This window comes from Pedobacter sp. N23S346 (genome assembly GCF_048515415.1).
Lineage (GTDB): Bacteria > Bacteroidota > Bacteroidia > Sphingobacteriales > Sphingobacteriaceae > Pedobacter.
Map to the genome: position 1 here is coordinate 812314 of NZ_JBLYEE010000001.1, position 18767 is coordinate 831080.

At 38.4% G+C, this 18767-nt stretch carries 18 protein-coding genes; 12 read left to right on the forward strand and 6 right to left on the reverse strand.

All coding sequences use genetic code 11. The features are described from left to right. Window positions 1-40: 40 nt before the first annotated feature. Together ACN1CD_RS03465 and ACN1CD_RS03470 are read left to right on the forward strand one after the other, a co-directional pair. Complete coding sequence (locus ACN1CD_RS03465; RefSeq protein ID WP_419128854.1) at window positions 41-1075, forward strand: LacI family DNA-binding transcriptional regulator; 1035 nt, start codon at window positions 41-43, stop codon at window positions 1073-1075. 55 nt (window positions 1076-1130) lie between these two features. Beyond that, the gene (locus tag ACN1CD_RS03470; RefSeq protein WP_419128855.1) at window positions 1131-2315 is read left to right on the forward strand and encodes a class I SAM-dependent rRNA methyltransferase; all 1185 of its coding nucleotides are present in this window, start codon (window positions 1131-1133) and stop codon (window positions 2313-2315) included. 252 nt (window positions 2316-2567) lie between these two features. Here the strand turns inward: ACN1CD_RS03470 and ACN1CD_RS03475 are convergent, their stop codons facing one another. Next, complete coding sequence (locus ACN1CD_RS03475; RefSeq protein ID WP_419128856.1) at window positions 2568-2912, reverse strand: hypothetical protein; 345 nt, start codon at window positions 2910-2912, stop codon at window positions 2568-2570. Between the two features lie 104 nt (window positions 2913-3016). Here ACN1CD_RS03475 and ACN1CD_RS03480 point away from each other — a divergent pair, with 104 nt between their 5' ends. From ACN1CD_RS03480 to ACN1CD_RS03490, 3 genes are all read left to right on the forward strand, one after another. Continuing rightward, window positions 3017-4042 carry a Gfo/Idh/MocA family oxidoreductase gene (locus ACN1CD_RS03480; RefSeq protein WP_419128857.1) on the forward strand — a complete coding sequence of 342 codons (1026 nt, stop codon included), beginning with the start codon at window positions 3017-3019 and terminating at the stop codon, window positions 4040-4042. 61 nt (window positions 4043-4103) lie between these two features. Continuing rightward, entirely contained in the window at window positions 4104-4874 is a 771-nt protein-coding gene (locus ACN1CD_RS03485; RefSeq protein WP_419128858.1) for a zinc-dependent peptidase, read from the forward strand. Between the two features lie 14 nt (window positions 4875-4888). Then, window positions 4889-5803 (forward strand): DUF6263 family protein, encoded by a 915-nt coding sequence (locus tag ACN1CD_RS03490; protein ID WP_419128859.1) that lies wholly within the window; start codon window positions 4889-4891, stop codon window positions 5801-5803. Between the two features lie 518 nt (window positions 5804-6321). On the opposite strand, the gene ACN1CD_RS03495 is transcribed toward ACN1CD_RS03490, so the two are convergent. After that, a complete protein-coding gene (locus ACN1CD_RS03495) occupies window positions 6322-6474 on the reverse strand; it encodes a hypothetical protein (RefSeq protein WP_419128860.1) in 153 nt (50 codons plus the stop codon). A gap of 586 nt (window positions 6475-7060) precedes the next feature. Then, complete coding sequence (locus ACN1CD_RS03500; protein ID WP_419128861.1) at window positions 7061-8047, reverse strand: alpha/beta fold hydrolase; 987 nt, start codon at window positions 8045-8047, stop codon at window positions 7061-7063. Between the two features lie 254 nt (window positions 8048-8301). Between ACN1CD_RS03500 and ACN1CD_RS03505 the strand changes: the two genes are divergently transcribed. The 3 genes from ACN1CD_RS03505 (at window position 8302) to namA (ending at window position 10864) form a co-directional block, all read left to right on the forward strand. Continuing rightward, the gene (locus tag ACN1CD_RS03505; protein ID WP_419128862.1) at window positions 8302-8697 is read left to right on the forward strand and encodes a DoxX family protein; all 396 of its coding nucleotides are present in this window, start codon (window positions 8302-8304) and stop codon (window positions 8695-8697) included. Window positions 8698-8699: 2 nt separating this feature from the next. Next, the gene (locus ACN1CD_RS03510; protein ID WP_419128863.1) at window positions 8700-9689 is read left to right on the forward strand and encodes an aldo/keto reductase; all 990 of its coding nucleotides are present in this window, start codon (window positions 8700-8702) and stop codon (window positions 9687-9689) included. Between the two features lie 95 nt (window positions 9690-9784). Further along, a complete protein-coding gene (gene namA, locus ACN1CD_RS03515; RefSeq protein WP_419128864.1) occupies window positions 9785-10864 on the forward strand; it encodes an NADPH dehydrogenase NamA in 1080 nt (359 codons plus the stop codon). Window positions 10865-11045: 181 nt separating this feature from the next. Here namA and ACN1CD_RS03520 read toward each other — a convergent pair whose 3' ends face one another. Then, the gene (locus ACN1CD_RS03520; RefSeq protein WP_419128865.1) at window positions 11046-13364 is read right to left on the reverse strand and encodes a TonB-dependent receptor; all 2319 of its coding nucleotides are present in this window, start codon (window positions 13362-13364) and stop codon (window positions 11046-11048) included. Window positions 13365-13529: 165 nt separating this feature from the next. After that, window positions 13530-13862, reverse strand: coding sequence for a hypothetical protein (locus ACN1CD_RS03525; protein ID WP_419128866.1), 333 nt, complete (start codon window positions 13860-13862; stop codon window positions 13530-13532). 104 nt (window positions 13863-13966) lie between these two features. Between ACN1CD_RS03525 and ACN1CD_RS03530 the strand changes: the two genes are divergently transcribed. The 4 genes from ACN1CD_RS03530 to ACN1CD_RS03545 all read left to right on the forward strand — a co-directional run bounded on the left by ACN1CD_RS03530 (window position 13967) and on the right by ACN1CD_RS03545 (window position 16917). Beyond that, on the forward strand, window positions 13967-14539 hold the full coding sequence (locus ACN1CD_RS03530) for a TlpA family protein disulfide reductase (RefSeq protein WP_419128867.1): 573 nt from the start codon (window positions 13967-13969) through the stop codon (window positions 14537-14539). A 263-nt stretch (window positions 14540-14802) separates the two neighbouring features. Continuing rightward, a complete protein-coding gene (locus tag ACN1CD_RS03535) occupies window positions 14803-15306 on the forward strand; it encodes a GNAT family N-acetyltransferase (RefSeq protein ID WP_419128868.1) in 504 nt (167 codons plus the stop codon). Next, window positions 15306-15788: a MarR family transcriptional regulator gene (locus ACN1CD_RS03540; RefSeq protein ID WP_419128869.1), complete on the forward strand. Its 483-nt coding sequence runs from the start codon at window positions 15306-15308 to the stop codon at window positions 15786-15788. Before ACN1CD_RS03535 ends, ACN1CD_RS03540 begins: the two co-directional genes overlap by 1 nt. 70 nt (window positions 15789-15858) lie before the next feature. Further along, complete coding sequence (locus ACN1CD_RS03545; protein ID WP_419128963.1) at window positions 15859-16917, forward strand: nucleoid-associated protein; 1059 nt, start codon at window positions 15859-15861, stop codon at window positions 16915-16917. A 430-nt stretch (window positions 16918-17347) separates the two neighbouring features. On the opposite strand, the gene ACN1CD_RS03550 is transcribed toward ACN1CD_RS03545, so the two are convergent. Continuing rightward, entirely contained in the window at window positions 17348-18694 is a 1347-nt protein-coding gene (locus ACN1CD_RS03550; RefSeq protein WP_419128870.1) for a DUF58 domain-containing protein, read from the reverse strand. Window positions 18695-18767 lie beyond the last annotated feature (73 nt).

The window sequence follows — 18767 nt, forward strand, 5'->3', positions numbered from 1 at the left end:
GAAAAGAGATATTTTTTGTAACTTGTACGCATCACGAAAAATGAGATTTGAAACTTCTACCATAAAAGATATTGCCAAGGCCTTAGGATTATCCACTTCTACGGTTTCCAGAGCCCTGAGAGATCGCTACGAAATTAGCGAAGAAACTAAAAAACTGGTTTTAGCCTATGCTGAAAAGGTTAATTACCGGGCTAACCCCATTGCACGGAGTTTAAAGGAACGAAGAAGTTATTCTATTGGGATTATTGTAAGTGAAATTGCCAATAATTTTTTCTCCCAGGTGATTAACGGGATCGAATCCATTGCTTATGACCGGGGTTACCATGTAATCATTTCTCAAAGTCATGAATCCTATAAACAGGAAAAGCTCAATGTTGAACACCTTGCATCGCGTTCTATCGATGGCTTGTTGATTGCGCTTTCATCAGAAACACAGGATATTGAGTACCTTCGGAATTTATATGGGAAAGGTTTGCCTATTGTTTTTTTTGATCGTGTTCCTGAAAATTTTGAAACACATAAGGTAATTGCTAATAATTTTAAAGGTGCCTTTGATGCAACCGAACATTTGATTCTTTCCGGAAAAAGAACAATTGCGCATTTAACAAATTCGGAGAATCTTTCCATCACCCGGGAACGGTTAAAAGGATACCAAGCTGCACTGGCTAAATATAATATTGAATTTAAGCCTGAGCTGGTGAAGTATTGCCAACATGGTGGTATGCACAGCATTGAGTTAGAAGAGGCTGTGAAAGAGCTGTTGCCTTTAAATCCTGATGGAATTTTCATTTCCAGCGATCGGCTGACTACAGGCTGCATTATGGCCATGAAAAAAACGAATCCTGGAATAGCGCATAAAATCGCGATTGCGGGGTTTACCAATTCAAACCTCGTTGAACTTTTTTCTCCATCGCTTACCTCGGTAAAACAACCCGCCTTCGAAATGGGTCAGGTGGCAACAGAGTTACTCATCTCGATGATTGAAGCCAAACGACCAGTAACTGAATTTGAAACCAAAGTTTTAGACACTGAATTGGTGCGGATGCAAAAGCCATTGGGCAACCGGTTTCTGTAATCTGCATTTCGAAACGCCAAACACTTAACTCCAAACTAATTCTTACCTTTGCTCCATGGTAGAAATCGTATTAAAAAAAGGGAAAGAAAAAGCGGCATTACAAAGACATCCATGGGTATTTTCCGGAGCTTTAGAAAAAGTTAAAGGCAAGCCTGAAGATGGTGATGTAGTTAAAGTTTCTGCCTTTAATAACGAATTTTTGGCTTATGGCTATTACAACAGCAATTCGCGTGTTGCCGTTCGTTTATTGGAATGGGATGAAAGTCAAACCATCGATCAAAACTGGTATGAAAACAGATTGAAACAAGCCATTGCTTCCCGTAAATTTATTTTAAACGATGAAACCAATACCTGCCGTTTGGTTTTTAGTGAAGCCGATTTCCTGCCAGGTTTAATTGTAGATCAGTATGCTGATTTTCTTTCTTTACAAATTTTAAGTTCTGGAATTGAAAAAGTAAAAGAGACTATTGTTGAGATCCTCAAAACTGAATTACAGCCCAAAGGTATTTTTGATAAAAGTGATGCTACAGCTAGAACACATGAGGGTTTGCCAATTGAAAATGGCTTGCTTTGGGGCGAGAATCCACCAGAATTTTTAGAAGTTAAGGAGAACGGAATTGCCTATAATATCAATATTGCAGAAGGTCAGAAATCTGGTTTCTATTGTGATCAACGCGATAACAGAAGTATTTTAGCCAGTTATACCAAAGGCAAAAAAGTGCTTGATTGTTTTAGCTACAGTGGTGGTTTCAGTTTAAATAGTTTAGCAAACGGCGCCGAAAGTATCACCAGTGTAGATAGTTCGGCTTTAGCGGTAGAGACTTTAAAACAGAATGTAGACCTGAATCATTTTGATGCGGCTAAAGTTACTGCGATACAATCTGATGTAAATAAACAACTTCGTGTGTTTAAAGATGCGGATGAAAAGTTCGACATTATTGTGCTTGATCCACCAAAATATGCACCTTCGCGATCGGCTTTAGATCGCGCAGCCAGAGCCTATAAAGATCTCAACCGTTTAGCCATGTTGCTTCTCGAAAAAGGAGGATTATTGGCCACCTTCTCTTGTTCAGGCGCTGTTGATATTGAAACCTTTAAACAGATTATTGCCTGGGCCGCGTTGGATGCAGGCAAAGAAGTACAAATCATCAAACAATTCTGCCAGCCAGAAGATCACCCGGTGCGGATTTCTTTCCCGGAAGGAGAGTATTTAAAGGGATTGTTATTGAGGGTGCTTTAATAAAAAATAATCTATTAAGTCAACTTGCGAAATTCTTCAGCGCTAAGGCTTTAGAAATTGTAAGTTAATTTTTTCACCATTTAAATCTGCGGAATCTCTGTAATCTGCGGGAAACCATTCTGGGAACTGTCTAAATTTCATAAATGAAGGTCAACTTGCGAAATTCTTCAGCGCTCAAGCTTTTGAAATTTCGTAAGTTAATTTTTAACCATCCAGATCTGCGTAATCCCTGTAATCTGCGGGAAACAATTCTTAAGAATAAATATCTTCAAAATAACTCACTACAAGCGATTTCATCAACATTTCCTGCTCAAGCATGGTGTAAGGTGGAATCGCTTTAATCAATTTCCAGTGTGGCCAGCCATCCTGATCCAAACCTTCCAGTTCGTAAAACCCCATTTCGCTAAGTAAGCGGCAAGTGGCAATATGCATCAGTTCTTCCTTTTGTCTTTTGCTGTATTTCTTTGGCCCTTTGCCCAGTTCCTGCACACCAATAAGAAAGAGGATCACTTTTAAATCCGGGAAATCAGAATCAAACTCCTTTGCAATTTTCTCCTGCAATACTTTCCATTTGGCATTAATCTCCGACGGTTTCATATTTGCAAAGATAGTGTAAAAAGGTTTATACGCTGGCTGAAAAGGTTGTCAGTTTAGCGCAAAACTTTAAAGCAGAATCGTACTTTTACGTACAATCGCAATCTATGAGTACAAATTCAAATAAAATAATAACGGCTGGTTTATTGGCCTATGGCATGTCTGGAAAGGTATTTCATGCGCCATTTTTAAATGCACACGATGGGTTCACCTTAAAGGCTATAGTAGAAAGAAGCAAAAAAAATGCAGTTAACGATTATCCTAATGTCTTAAGTTATAGCAGTATTGATGAACTTCTAAATGATGAGGAAATTGAACTTGTTGTGGTTAATACACCGAACAACCTGCACTACGAACACTCGAAAGCGGCTCTTCAAAAAGGTAAACACATTTTAGTAGAAAAACCATTTACGGCAAATCAGGCACAGGCGAAAGAACTTTTTCAACTGGCAGATGAGGTGGGGAAACAGATCTTCTTTTACCAGAACCGCCGTTGGGACAGTGATTTTACTTCCGTTAAAAAAGTGCTGGCAAGTGGTAAACTGGGCAAGCTGAATGAGATGCATTTGCGTTATGATCGCTATAGAAACGTAATCGGACCAAAAGCTTTTAAAGAACAAGCCATTGAGGCGAGTGGATTATTGTACGATCTGGGGCCGCATTTGCTCGATCAGGTGATCAGCGTGTTTGGTAAGCCAGAAACCTTTCATAAAGTGTTGGGTAAAAACAGAAAAGATACAGTGGTGGATGACTATTTTACCATTCAGCTTAATTACGCTGATAGTGTGAATGTATTTGTCACTTCGAGTATGTTGGTGGTGAATCCGCAGGCCGCCTTTGTGTTACATGGTGTAAATGGTAGTTTTATCAAAGATAGAGCCGATGTGCAGGAAGAACAATTGCTCGCCGGCCAGAAAATTACTGATGCTGATTACGGAATTGAGCCAGATGGAAAGCAAGGCTTGCTTACGACTATTGATGCAGATGGGAATAAAACAGAAGAAATTATTCAGGCAGAAGTCGGGAGTTATTTACCACTTTTTGAGGCTGTTTACCAGGCAATCGCCGATCATAAACCTTATCCGGTAACCCGTGAGCAGGTACTTACACAGCTAGAAATTTTAGAAAGCTAGCAGATAAACAGGCAAATATTTTTTTTAATCTAACCAATGGCGTAATAGCCAACACATGCATATGAATTCGTTACCTTTTGCCTATTTAATTCCCATTTTCCTGATTGTACTGTATTTTATTTTACGAAAAAAGAAACCTGCTATAGAACCCTTAACTGATACAGATCGTAAAATTCTGGATGATTATGTGGGCTATTATCATAACCTTGATTCGACTGACAAACTCCGGTTTGAGCAAAAAATAGCGGAGTTTTTCAGCACGGTAAAAATTGAAGGCGTAGGTTTGGACATGACTACATTAGACGAGTTATTAATTGCTTCAAGCGCTGTGATTCCCATCTTCGGTTTTACCGATTGGCAGTACAAAAATCTAAGTAGTGTATTGCTTTATCCTGATACTTTTAATAAAGATTTTCAGTTTGAAGGCGGTGAACGGAATATCGCGGGAATGGTTGGAACGGGTTACATGAACGGACAAATGATTTTATCACGTTCTGCGCTTCGTCATGGTTTTTCAAAAAGTGCTGGTAAGGAAAATACAGCTATTCATGAGTTTGTACATTTGCTGGATAAATCGGACGGGGCAACAGATGGCGTACCAGAAAATTTAATGGGCCATGAGTATACTTTGCCCTGGATAAAAATGATGCACGCGGAAATGGCAAAAATAGAAGACAATAAATCTGACATTAATCTATACGCTATAACCAATGAAGCCGAATTCTTTGCTGTGGTTTCAGAGTATTTTTTCGAAAAGCCAGAACTTTTAAAAGATAAACACCCGGATTTATACCATGCATTGAGCAGAATTTTTGCTCAGCAACTCGCTTAAAGCTTTCTATAAACATGAATTTATTTAAAATATTTCCGTTTCTAACACTCGTTCTTCTAAGTTTCGCAGCTGATGCTCAGAAAAGTTATGTAATAAAACAGAACTTCCCGATCGGGAAGAAGTACGATTTTACACTAATTTCAGACCAGGTGATCAATCAGCAAATGGCTGGTAGAAAACTAAGCTTAAGTCAGAATATTGGTACAGAATATAGCTTCGATATTCGCAATGGCGAAGGTTTGGAAAAAGATATCGAAGTAACCTATAAGCGCATTTTTATGAAATCCAAGGGGATGGGCAACGAAATGGAAATGGATTCTGAAAATGCAGATACCACTAAAGAAAATTCATTCCGTGGCCTGAAAGGCGCAACTTTTCATATGGTTATGTTGCCCAACGGTGCCATTAAGTCGTTAACAGGTATCGAGCAAATGCTGAACAATATGGTGAGTAAAATGAAGGCTGATTCAGCGATGGCCGCAAACATAAAAGCCAGTTTGAGTCAGCAGTTTAACGCAGAAGGAATGAAACAAACCATGGAGTCTTCCCTGAAAATATATCCGGATAAACCGGTAAAAATTGGAGACAGCTGGACGGTTGATACTAAAATGCAGCTGACGATGCCAGTAGAAACCATCACCAAATACACCCTCAAAGAAGTAAAGGATAACATTGCATTCTTAAATATTAATGGAACATTGCTTTCTAAAGGTAGTTTTCAAAGCATGGGAAATAAAATAGATACTGATTTAACCGGCACCAATGTTGGCGATGCAGAGCTGGATATTAAAACGGGCCTGATTCTTAAGAGTCACCTGCGGATGGAATTGTCAGGTAAAATGCAAACTGGCGGTCAGAATATTGATTTTGAACTGCAGGGGATTAATAAAATTATTGGTAAAGAAACAATTGAATCAGGATTAAAGTAATTTTGAAAACCTCACAATAAACCCGTCTTTGCGAAACAGATTCTTCATCTGCTGAAGCAATCTCATTCGAAAGATCTACAAAAATAGATTGCTTCGTCGTTCCTCCTCGCAAAGACGATCTACTAGATGAATCGTCCCCCTGGACCCACGAAGAATCGTCATCCTGAACTTGTTTCAGGATCTTATCTAAAAGGTGCTGTTCTGAAATGAATTCAGAATGACGCTGAATTCAGCATGACGGTTTTGTTAAGCATGCTCACGAGAAACCCGTTCCTGCGAAGCAGATTCTTCATCTGCTGAAGCAATCTCATTCGAATGATCTACAAAAGAGATTGCTTCGTCGTTCCTCCTCGCAAAGACGATCTACTAGATGAATCGTCTCCCTGAACCCACGAAGAATCGTCATCCTCAACTTGATTCAGGATCTTAACATAGAAAGGTGCTGTTCTGAAATGAATTCAGAATGACGCTGAATTCAGCATGACGATCCGGAGATAGTGCATCCACTCGAAAAACCGTCATTGCGAAGCAGATTTTTCATCTGCTGAAGCAATCTCCTTCGAAAGATCTACAAAAATAGATTGCTTCGTCGTTCCTCCTCGCAAAGACGATCCACTTGATGAATTGTCTTCCAGAACCCACGAAGAATCGTCTTCCTGAACTTGTTTCACTGTTGTCCGGTAAAACTTTTTGAACAAATTTTTACCGGACAGCCTAATCACAAATGGCTGCAATATTCCTTAACCAAAAGAATATTTTGCAGGATATGGAAGCTATGAGCGGTTTAAAATATTAAAACCTCTGAAAATGATAGTTTTTTACCGGACAGCCGAATTAGTGCAAGATTTTTAGGAAACCTATAAAACAATGGGCTTACCTTTTAAAAATGAGATAAAAACAGCTTTTTTAGCTTGATTTAAAGGATTTAATGGATCGTTTAAACTTTAACCGGACAACAGTGAACTTGTTTCAGGATCTTATCTAAAAGGTGCTGTTCTGAAATGAATTCAGAATGACACTGAATTCAGCATGACGATCTGGAGTTAGTGCATCTGCTCGAAAAACCGTCTTTGCGAAGCAGATCTTTCATCTGCTGAAGCAATCTCATTCGAAAGATCTACAAAAAGAGATTGCTTCGTTGTTCCTCCTCGCAAAGACGATCTACTAGATGAATCGTCTCCCTGAACCCCACGAAGAATCGTCTTCCTAAACTTGATTCAGGATCTTATCTAAAACCTGCGTGGTTTGAGAAAGAAGCTATAAACTCCCCGTCAACGCCACTAAAAATTCTGTCGGTATTTCGATGTGCGGAATATGGCCGCAAGCTTCGAATTCTATGATTTTAGCACCTGGAATTTTTGCCGCAGTCTGTTTGCCAAGCAGCCTGTATTGTCCATGGATAGCTTGTTGATCGACGCTTAGTAAGCCTTTACCCACTATTGTTTTATCTTCTTTGCCAATAAATAAAACGGTAGGGACTTTAAGGTTTTGAAATTCATAAACCACTGGTTGTTCATAAATCATGGTAAAAGTCATGGCGGCAACTTTTGCCCAGCGCGGATAATCAGCACTGTAGGTAACTCCACCAGCGATGCTTACCAAATACTCGTATTCGGGTTTCCAATAAGTAAAATATGATCCCTGATAGTACTTTCTTACACTTTCAGCAGTGGTTTTAAGTTCCGTTTGATATTGCTGTTCTGTAGTTACATAGGGTACAAAAGTTTTATAGTCTTCTAACCCGATTGGATTTTCGAGTAATAATTTCTCTGTTTTTTCAGGGAACATTAACGCAAAACGAGTCGCTAATATGCCGCCCATACTATGACCTAAGACAACAGTTTTTTGTATGCCTAGCGTATCTAATAATCTCTTATTCCAACTGGCCAGCTGGTGGAAACTATAGTGAATAAATGGTTTGGAAGATTTTCCGAACCCAATCTGATCAGGAACAACCACACGGTAGCCAATTGCAGTTAAGGCTTTGATTACATTACCCCAATAATAGCCGCCGAAGTTTTTACCATGGAAAAGAATCGCCGTTTTGCCATTTGGCGTCCCCGTTGGTGCCACATCCATATAGGCCATTTTTATATCCTGCCCTTCGGTATGAATAGGAAAAAACTTAACTGCAAAAGGATACTTCACGCTTTCAAGCGTAATAGATAAAGTATCTGCTTTTTGGGCATTTGATTGATTTATGATCAGGAACGAAACGGCAATTAAAAGAAAAAATCTTTTCATGGTATAAAATTTTAAGGCTAAAACTCAACTGGATGGTGGCAATATAAGTGTTATTGATACTTCTGCCAAAGAATATAGACTAAAAATGATGCCTGTTTTGGTGAAAAATCAAGAATACGTTTCAGACATCCAAATTATTTTATTTTTCTTCGGCAGAACCCTTTATAACCTCTTTGTAAAATCTAAGTTTAATCGCAGCAATGTTAAAACATCATCAACTTGGAGATTGTATGTTTATAAACAATACGATAACAATGGATAGTAAATGGGCTTTTTTATTGAGCAGATTGGCAATCGGATTAAGCTTTTTCGGACATGGTTTAGTGAGGTTACCCAAACTTAACGGCTTCAGTAATTGGATGGTTGAGCAGTTTTCAAAATCCATGTTGCCAGAAACATTGGTAATTCCTTTTAGCTACACTTTACCTGTTTTAGAATTTGTGTCTGGTCTCATGATCTTGATTGGCTTATTTACCCGGCAAGGTTTATTGCTGGCGGGAGCAGTATCATTGGCCTTGATCTTTGGTACCACCATAATTGAAAATTGGGAAGCATTGCCATCACAACTCATTCATGTCGCATTTTTATCAGTGTTGTTGGCTTACCTGCCACATAATAGTTATGCGGTAGATCACTTTATAAAAAAATAGAAATGGAATACAGAAAAATAGGAAATTCAGATTTAGAACTTTCAGTAATAACTTTCGGCGCGTGGGCTGCAGGTGGCTGGATGTGGGGAAGTACCGATCGAAACGATGCCATTAATGCCATTAAAGCTTCTTACGATTTAGGTGTAACATCTATTGATACTGCACCCATTTACGGGCAAGGTGATAGTGAAGAAATTGTTGGCGATGCGATTAAAGGGATCTCCAGAGATAAACTTCAGATTTTAACCAAGTTTGGTATGCGCTGGGATTTAGATAAAGGCGATTTCGGGTTTAAGAGTAAAAATAATGAAGGGAAAGATATCGACATCTATAAATACGCAGGTAAAGAAAGCGTAATCTATGAGTGCGAACAATCTTTAAAACGTTTAGGAACGGATTATATCGATTTATACCAAATTCACTGGCCAGATGTAACCACACCCATTAGCGAAACTTTCGAAGCAGTAAGCAGATTAATAGAACAAGGGAAAGTGCGTTATGCCGGAGTGTGCAATTACAACGCAGCACAATTAAAGGAGGCAGATCAAACTTTAGAAATCATCTCCAACCAGATTCCATTTAGTATGGTTAACCGGGGAGTAGAGGAAGAAACGGTTCCTTATTGTATTGAAAACAATAAATCAGTTTTGGCATATAGCCCGATGGAGCGTGGACTGCTTACAGGAAAAATCACACCAGATTATCAATTTGAAGAAGGCGATCACCGTAAGGGGGTGAAATTCTTTACGCCCGAAAGTATTGAAAAAACGAATGCTTTTCTGGCGAAGATCAAACCTCTGGCAGATGAAAAAAATGCATCACTTTCTCAACTGGTTTTAAGGTGGACAGTAGAACGCCCGGGTATTACCATCGCATTGGTTGGTGCTAGAAATGCAAAGCAATCGGTACAAAATGCCGAAGCCATCAATGTAAAACTATCTGCAGATGAAATTCAGTTTATCAATGCAGAATTGAAAAGTGCTAATTTTTAATTTTAATAGCTGCAAAGCAAACCGCAGGTTTAAAAGTAAAACTTATTTTTCTTTGTGATAAACTTTACGTCCTTTGCGGTAAAATCTATTGTGTTATGTCAAAATTATTCACTCCTTTAACTTTAAAGGATGTTACTTTAAAAAATAGAATCGTAATCTCACCCATGTGCCAATATTCGGCCGTAGATGGTTTTGCAAACGATTGGCATTTGGTTCACCTGGGCAGCAGAGCGGTAGGTGGTGCAGGTCTAATCATTCAGGAAGCTTCAGCAGTAACGCCCGAAGGTCGAATTACCTATGGAGATCTGGGAATCTGGAAAGATGAACATGTAGAGAAATTGAAGCAGATTGTATCCTTCATTCATGAAAATGGTTCAATTGCTGGTATTCAGTTGGCTCATGCCGGAAGAAAAGCAAGTTGCGAATTACCCTGGAATGGCGGTGAGCAAATTGCCTCAGGCGAAAATAGCTGGAAACCGGTTGGTCCTTCGCCAATTCCATTTAAACAAGGGCAGGTTGAACCACATGAGTTGAGTATTCCAGAAATTCAGGAAATTGTTTTTGCCTTTAGAGCAGCGGCTAAACGTGCGCTTGATGCAGGTTATAAAGTGGTGGAAATTCATGCCGCTCATGGTTATCTGTTACACGAATTTTTTAGTCCGTTAAGTAATAAACGAACGGATGTATATGGTGGAAGTTTCGAAAATCGCATCCGTTTGGTTATTGATGTGGTAGAAGCCGTACAATCAGTATGGCCTGAAACATTGCCGTTGTTTGTACGTATTTCTGCAACCGATTGGACAGAAGATGGTTGGAATGAAAATGATTCCATTCAATTGGCTGCGGTATTGAAAGATAGAGGGGTAGATTTAATAGATACCTCATCAGGTGGGAATGTACCAGATGCATTTATTCCTGCCGGACCAAATTATCAGGTTCCTTTTGCAGATAAGATTAGAAATGAAATTGGAATTTACACAGGTGCCGTTGGGGTGATTGTAGATGCAAATCAAGCAGAAGAAATTTTACAGGAAGGCAAAGCAGATTTAATTTTCATCGCCAGAGAATCCCTTCGCAATGCTTATTTCCCTACCCATGCTGCTCAAATTTTAGGCGACGATATTGAATGGCCTGATCAATATATAAGAGCGAAAAGGGAAACTTTTAAAAAGTAAGTTTTAGTATTAATCAAAAATCGTCATTGCTTCGTTGGCTGAAAGAGCCGCCTTGCAATGACGATTTATAAATTATTTCGCTTTTCCGTAATGTTCCTTAAACGTCAAACGATCAACGACTAAACGATTATCGCCAAACGAAAGACTAACAACGATCAACGCCAAACGAACAACGCTCACCCTACTTCGCTATCGTAAACGGCACATACAAACCGAAAGTTATATTTCTTCCTGCATTGTAAACGCCTAAACTTGGATCTTCAGAACTCAAACGTCCTGGTTTATATCTACTCAATGCATCATAATATTTCTGATCTAACAGATTATTCGCCGATACAGAAAGTTTAATTGGTTGTTTACCTAAATTGAAGGTTGCACCAACGCCTGCATTTAACAAGGTATAGCCACTTGTTGGTGTCTCAAAAGTATCATCCACACGGTTTTGCTTAAATGCAGAATTGATACCAACAGAAAGATAAGCATCATTAGTGCCTTTAAATTTAGGCTCAAAACGAAGTTCGTTTCTCAATGTTCCCGCCGGGATAAAAGCCAGAGATCTGTCTAAAGTGTTATTATGTGCATGAACATATCCAAAGGTATTTTCGAAGTGAATAAACGGAACCGGATGAATGGTTAAACTTGCTTCTGCGCCATATAAATTGGCATTTACCTGGCCATAACGGTAAACAGGATACTGTGTGCCTTCTGAAATGATGGTTTCCCCATTATTGGAAGCATAAATAAAATTGCGAATATAGTTGTTGTAAACGCTCGCACTGGCGCTGATGATCTTACCTTCATACTCTAAAGCGGCATCTACCTGATAGCTGCGCTCCGGATTTAAATTTGGATTCCCGATTTCATAACGAAAAGTACCTTCATGCACCCCATTCGAAGCTAATTCTGCCGGGTTTGGCGCACGGAAGGCCGAACCTGCGTTTGCCTTAAAGTTCAACTCCTCATTAAACTGGTGCGTAAAACCTAAAGCACCACTTACGTTAGAAAACTTGTTTTGAAAAGGTGCAAAACGTTCCTCGTCATCTACAAATAATTGCTTACCGTTGTTTTTACGGTAATCGTAACGGGCACCAATGCTGAAGGTATTGTTTTCCCAATTCTTTTTGGCATAAGCAAAAGCACCAATACCATAAGTGTTGTAATTTGGAATTAAAAACTCATCATTTGCTTTGTTCTGACTACGTCCGGCATCGGCGCTGATACCGAAAACAGGCTGCCAGCCATTGGTTTCATTGATATAATACTTCAAATCAGCATTGTAAGTTTTCAGGTCGAAGAATAAAGATGGGCTTGGTCCGTCTTCCAACTCGCGACGCTGGTTTTGCTGATAACCAAAGTCCGCTTTTAAATTGCCATTACCCAAAATAAAGTTATTGTTTAACGCAATTTTAAAATGCCTGATATCCTGACGAGGGTAATCTAAACTTCTACTTTTAAAATCTGAATTTAAGAACGGATCACCATTTTCTTTTACAAAATTTCCATTGGCATCTAAACTAGGATCGTAAAAGCCAATGTTATTGCGGAAACTGGAAACGTTTAAATGAGAATATCCCCAGCTTTTGTTCAGGCCCACCATACCACTTAAATCGGTTTCATTAAAGCCAGAATTTGGAAAATATCCGGTAGGTGTTTTAAATGAATAGGCATTTTTATAGGTTCCACGGGCTCTCCAAACAAAACCATTATCATTACCCGTAAGCATCAAAGAGTTTGCGCTCAGGCCATTATTGGTAGAATAGTTGGTAATCAATTCACCCTTTACCTGTCCATCTGGTGCAGTACTCGGTTCCAATAAATTGATTACACCACCCAATGCATCCGATCCGTATATTAATGAAGCTGCGCCACGCAATACTTCAACGCGATCTGATTTAAACTGATCAATTTCTATCCCGTGTTCATCTCCCCATTGTTGGCCTTGTTGCTTAATTCCATCATCTAAAGTTACAATTCGGTTATAACCTAAACCCCTTATTACTGGTTTCGAAATCGATGGTCCGGTGGTAATTTGAGATACACCCGGAATTCTTGTTAATGCATCAATCAAATTGGTAGAGGGCGCAAGCAGCTGATCTTTTCCAATCACTGCAGATGAAGTACTATTTCGTTTGCTGGTACTGCTGATCATACTGCCCGTAATTACCACTTCCCTTGTTTCGATTGCGGTAGGTTGCAATGCAAAAGTGATGTTGGGCGGAGTAGCAAAATTTACGATTTGGGTGGCTGTTTTATACCCCACATAATGAACTTCCATTAAATAGCTTCCCTTCGATGGCAGGTTATTCAAGGTAAATTCGCCATCATTATTGGTTACCGCTGTAACTTTTAAATCTGGAATATAAATGGTTGCACCTGGGAGTGCCTGATTATTACTGGCATCAATAACTTTACCTGTAATGTCTTTTAAAGCAGTTGCGAAAGCGGTGCTGCTTAATAATGTGTAGATAATCACTAAGCCGATTAGCTGTAATTTTTTCATTTGTTTTAACGTTGAAACATGATGAACCTATAATTCTTCAATCATAGCAACTTCATCACTATAGTAAATTGTAAAGGATAAGAAATAACCCAACAAAGCTTTTAAAAAGCAATTTGCAGTTATTTAAAAAATAGGAGGTGATATAAACCTCTAACAGATAGGTGCTTAGGTTAAAGGAGGTCCGCGAAGGCTGGTGCTGAGTAATTTAGCGTATGAACTTTTTAATGCAGATTCTTTCTGACTAGAAATGGTCACAGAAAGAAAAATCCGATAAACGTTATGGGTTTGTACATAGTTTTTTTCAAAACTCGCGTTACAAATTAAACAGGTATCGCCATGCGCTTCCACATGCGTAACATGATGGCAATGTAATTCCTTCTTAGGGATTGGAATTTCCTGGTGGTGGTGTAAAACACTCCAAGGCGTTAAAGCAATAGCAAAAGCAAACAGCATAAATGCTGAAAAATATTTTCTAATATTTTGCTGATGCTTTTTCAATGGTTCAAAAGTAATAAATTATTAATCAAAACAATATCTTTGAGAAGTAACATTGATTATATGTCGATGAAAATCAAAAAAATTAGTGGTTTGAGGGTAGGCGCATGAAATTAATTAAAAGAAACATTGTAAATATTCTGTTTTTAACGTTCCTGCTGGTAATCATCCTTGTTCCTGATGCAAAAGCTTTTCTCATCCGGGGCTTGATGACGATTGGGTTTTATAAACCCAATGTTGAAGAAACCATATCAGCCGCTCCAAATCTCGATGGCCTTAAATTTAAAGATTTAAAAGGCAATGTTTTAGACCTGGGTGATTTAAAAGGGAAAGTAATTTTTCTCAACTTCTGGGCAACCTGGTGTCCGCCTTGCAGAGCGGAAATGCCATCCCTTAATAAATTATATTCGCAGTTTAAAGATGATCATCAGGTTGTTTTCATTTTTGCAGATGCGGATGGAGAGCTTGCAAAATCGGGCAAATTCATGATTAGCCGTAATTACGAAATGTCTGTTTATAAAGTGGAAAGCAATATTCCCGAACAAATATTCGCTGGCGCTTTACCTACTACGGTTATTTTTGATCCACAAGGTAGATTATCTTTTAAGCATGAAGGTATAGCGAATTATGCTGATCAGAAAATTGTTGATTTTATCAAAAAATTAAAGATCAGTAAATAGCCTTCATTGCCAAAAAATACTCTTAACCCTTAGAAACTGTCTGAAATTAAAATACATCCACTTACGAAATTTTTAAGCCTGTGCGCCGAAGAATTTCGTAAGTTTTGATGATAGTAGCATGAAACTTTCGAAGTGTTTCCGCCAACAAAGGCCACCAAAACTTCGCAAGTTGATCTTTCATTCAATTAATTTGAGGCTGAAATGATATTTTCATTTTTGATATATGTAGTTAACTACATATATTTGTTTTATAATATTTAGCGATGCAAAACGATTTTAAAATTGAAAGGTTAGATAATCAATTCTGTGAAGAGATTATTGGGTTAATTCTGCCCATCCAGCAAATAGAATTTAATGTAGATATAGATTTAGCTGCACAACCAGACTTACTGGATATCGAAAAAGCCTATAATGGCTCTGGAGGTGCTTTTTGGGGTGCAAAATTAAATGGCGAACTTGTTGGCACCATTGCCTTAATTGCGGTGCCAGAACACCATTCGGGTGCAATTAGAAAGATGTTCGTAAAAAAGGAATTCCGTGGAAAAGATTTGGGTATTGCACAGGCCTTGTTGAAAACCCTTTTAGCATATTGCAAGAATAACAGCTTGAATGAAGTATATTTAGGTACTAAGGATATATTGCAGGCAGCCTGTCGTTTTTATGAACGTAACGGATTTAAACCAATTGCCATGGAAGATTTGCCGGCTTACTTTCCCCGGATGGCTGTTGATAATGTTTTTTACAGTCTGGATTTAAAATCAATTTAATGGAACAAAATGTAATTGATGCTTCTGGTTTATTAGCCATTTCTACGCGCTTGCAACGGCTCAGCGATCAGATCCGTAAAGATGGCCTGCTGATTTATAAAGCATTCGGGATTGATTTTCAACCTAAATGGTTTCCTGTGCTTTATACTTTATATAAAAAATCGACCATGAGCGTGGTTTCCCTTTCTGATGAAATAGGCTATGCACATCCTTCTACTATTAGTTTGTTAAAAGAATTGGAGAAAGAGAAATTAATCAGGTCTAAAAAAGACAAAATAGATACCCGCAAACGTTTAATTGAACTTACCGAAAAGGGTATCGCGCTTCTTTCTACTATGGAGCCTGTTTGGGAGGTAATCATTAAAGCTACAGCAGAAATTACCAACACCGAAAATAACCTAATGAAAGCCATTAATGAGGTGGAAGCAACCTTAAAAGAAAAGAGTTTTTTACAAAGGGCTGAAATTTATATCAAAGAATAATTGAATTTAGAATGGAAGAATGATAGGGTGGCGAAGATGGTTAACCAATGATTTTACTATTTTTGCTGCCATGATTTCATTTTTCGAGGCAAACTTAAAACAACTTTCCATCCACCATACCGGGAATAAACTGGTTGAAGAATATTATAAATTATCTGATGCACCGTTAAACCTGGACGATGAGGTTTTGGGTAATTTATTGATGCAATATTTCCTTAAGCCATTCGAAAAGGTAAATGAAGTCTATCATTTCTTCCACCCAAACGATAACTTAAACTTAAACGAAGTTTATCATTTTGCCCACGAAATCTTCGAAAATACAGAACTCTTTCACGAAGACTCTCAACAGTTGGCCAAATATTTATACGATGTAGCCAATCACCCAAAAATTAAATCCGGGGAGTTGTATGTCGCTTATTTCGAAAAAGTACAGATTGAAGGGGAGCAACTGGATGTGTTAGGCATATTTAAATCGGAAACCAAAGATACTTACCTGAAGGTTTTTCCAAAAGATGATGGCTTTAACATGAGCTATGAGCAAGATGCCATCAGCATTAATAAACTGGATAAAGGCTGTTTAATTTTTAATACGGAGAAAGAACTAGGCTATAAAGTGGTGGTTTTGGATCAATCAAAAAGTAGTAATGAATCTGCTGTTTATTGGAAGGATGAATTTTTAAAGCTGAAAATTCGAAACGATAGTTATAACCAAACCAATAATGTTCTTGGGGTTTACAAGAATTTTGTGACGCAAAAACTCGATGATGATTATGAAATCAGCAAAGCTGATAAAATCGACTTGTTAAATCGTTCGATGAAATATTTCAAGGAAAAGGAAACTTTCGATATTGAGGAATTTGGAAACGAAGTGATCGGAAATGCAGAAGGAATTGAATCGTTCAAAAACTATAAAAAGAATTACGAAGAGGAATTTGAGTCACCAATTGCCGATAACTTCGAGATTGCAGAATCAGCAGTGAAAAAACAAGCAAGAGCCTATAAAAGTGTTCTCAAGCTGGATAAAAACTTCCACATTTATATCCACGGAAATAAAGATATGATCGAAAAAGGTTACGACGATGATAAATCAATGAACTTTTATAAGGTGTATTTTAGAGAAGAAGAGTAGTGGAAGGGAGTCTTTAGTCGGGAGTCATTAGTCCGCAGTCCAGGCGGGATAAGTTTGGAGTTTGGAGATAAGAGTTTGGAGTTTTGGGTGTGAATAAACTAACGACTATAGGCTTTGGACTAAGTTGGAGTTTGAAGATAAGAGTTTGGAATTTTGGGCGTGAATAAACTAACGACTACAGACTTTGGACTAACTCGGAGTTTGGAGATAAGAGTTTGGAGTTTTGGGTGTGAATAAACTAACGACTACAGACTTTGGACTAAGTCGGAGTTTTGAGCTGAGCATTTTGAGTTTTCGGCATAAATAGACTAACGACTACAGGCTAGAGACTTATTTTTGCGAGATTGTTTTACCTATTCCCTAACCCCTTTTACCTATTCCCCCTTACCTAAACCTCTAACCCCCTAAACTTTCTAACCTCTTTTTCAAACTAAATCCGCTGTTGCGCTTTCAGCGCCAGATACTGATTGATTACATTTACAGTCAGTTTTTGTGGCGGCGTGAGTACTGAAAGGATGCCATGTTTATTCAGCTCTTTAACCATCAGTTTTTTCTCGTAAATAAATTTTTCGGCAGTGGTTTTATGGTAAATGCCTTCAACGTCTTTAGCAGGCGCTGAACTGAGCGATTTAAGTTCGGTGTTTTCAAAAAATACCACCAGAAGTAAATGGTACTTAGAAATTCTTTTTAAATAGGGAAGCTGTCTTTGAAGTGCAGATAAACTTTCGAAATTCGTAAAAAACACCAACAGACCACGTTGCTTGATTACTGCCCTGACCGAGCTATATAAAAGTTCGAGATTGCTTTCCAGGTATCGTGTTTTTTCTTTGTACAACACATTCATAATCGTCCCCAGCTGACCGGCTTTCCGATCTGCCGGAACAATGGCGCCGATGGTTTCAGATAAGGTAATCAAACCTGCTTTATCCTCTTTAAGCATCGCCACTTTGGAAAGGGCAACGCTTGCATTGATGGCGTAGTCTAATAAACTTAAACCTTCGAACGGCATGCGCATCACCCGGGATTTATCAATGATACAATAAATGTTTTGCGAGCGCTCATCAGTGTAGTTATTTACCATTAACGCACTTTTTCTGGCAGTAGCCTTCCAGTTAATGGTGCGAATGTCATCACCGCCAACATAGTTTTTAATCTGGTCAAACTCGGTGCTTTGACCAATTTTTCTGATCTTCTTAATGCCAAATTCGGTGAGGTAGCGGGAAACCGCCATCAGCTCATATTTACCAAGATTAATAAAAGAAGGATAAACAGGTAATACCTTGGCCCCGTCAAAATTGTAACGGCGGGTTACCAAACCTATCGGCGAACCAATAAAAACCCTGATAAAACCAAAATCATATTCTCCACGTTTGGTTGGCCGTAAATTATAATGGATGGATTTGATGGCGCCAGACTGCAGACTTAACCTGAAATCTTTATCCCGCAGTTGAAACTGAAAAGGAATTTCATCAATTACCCGAACATTTACGGTGAATCCATATTTGTTCCTTAACTCAATTTCAATCGGATTTTCATCGCCATTGCTCAAACGTTTCGACGTTAATCTTTTCGCCTCAATTCCCTCAACGTTGCGATATAAAATAAACAGGTCAATAAGCAAAAAAATCAAAATTACACCGAAAGCAATTTCCGGAATTTCGCCCAGCCAGCTGAAAAAAAACTTTAACAGAAAAAGTAAAATACAAAGTCCCAGGGCCGCAAATAAGCGATCAGTTAGAAAGAGATTGGTATAATATTGCTGAAAGATTTTTTTCAAAATATGGTTAAATGTTTAATCATTGTAAACTAAGAACTGCAAATCGTAAACTGCCAACTGATAACTGCAAACT

Bases quoted from the DNA above. Each gene is read 5' to 3' on its own strand.
- ACN1CD_RS03465 (WP_419128854.1), top strand. From the start codon at position 41: ATGAGATTTGAAACTTCTACCATAAAAGATATTGCCAAGGCCTTAGGA.
- ACN1CD_RS03470 (WP_419128855.1), top strand. From the start codon at position 1,131: ATGGTAGAAATCGTATTAAAAAAAGGGAAAGAAAAAGCGGCATTACAA.
- ACN1CD_RS03480 (WP_419128857.1), top strand. From the start codon at position 3,017: ATGAGTACAAATTCAAATAAAATAATAACGGCTGGTTTATTGGCCTAT.
- ACN1CD_RS03535 (WP_419128868.1), top strand. From the start codon at position 14,803: ATGCAAAACGATTTTAAAATTGAAAGGTTAGATAATCAATTCTGTGAA.
- ACN1CD_RS03510 (WP_419128863.1), top strand. From the start codon at position 8,700: ATGGAATACAGAAAAATAGGAAATTCAGATTTAGAACTTTCAGTAATA.
- ACN1CD_RS03490 (WP_419128859.1), top strand. From the start codon at position 4,889: ATGAATTTATTTAAAATATTTCCGTTTCTAACACTCGTTCTTCTAAGT.
- ACN1CD_RS03500 (WP_419128861.1), bottom strand. From the start codon at position 8,047: ATGAAAAGATTTTTTCTTTTAATTGCCGTTTCGTTCCTGATCATAAAT.
- ACN1CD_RS03485 (WP_419128858.1), top strand. From the start codon at position 4,104: ATGAATTCGTTACCTTTTGCCTATTTAATTCCCATTTTCCTGATTGTA.
- ACN1CD_RS03520 (WP_419128865.1), bottom strand. From the start codon at position 13,364: ATGAAAAAATTACAGCTAATCGGCTTAGTGATTATCTACACATTATTA.
- ACN1CD_RS03540 (WP_419128869.1), top strand. From the start codon at position 15,306: ATGGAACAAAATGTAATTGATGCTTCTGGTTTATTAGCCATTTCTACG.
- ACN1CD_RS03505 (WP_419128862.1), top strand. From the start codon at position 8,302: ATGGATAGTAAATGGGCTTTTTTATTGAGCAGATTGGCAATCGGATTA.
- ACN1CD_RS03530 (WP_419128867.1), top strand. From the start codon at position 13,967: ATGAAATTAATTAAAAGAAACATTGTAAATATTCTGTTTTTAACGTTC.
- ACN1CD_RS03545 (WP_419128963.1), top strand. From the start codon at position 15,859: ATGATTTCATTTTTCGAGGCAAACTTAAAACAACTTTCCATCCACCAT.
- ACN1CD_RS03475 (WP_419128856.1), bottom strand. From the start codon at position 2,912: ATGAAACCGTCGGAGATTAATGCCAAATGGAAAGTATTGCAGGAGAAA.
- namA (WP_419128864.1), top strand. From the start codon at position 9,785: ATGTCAAAATTATTCACTCCTTTAACTTTAAAGGATGTTACTTTAAAA.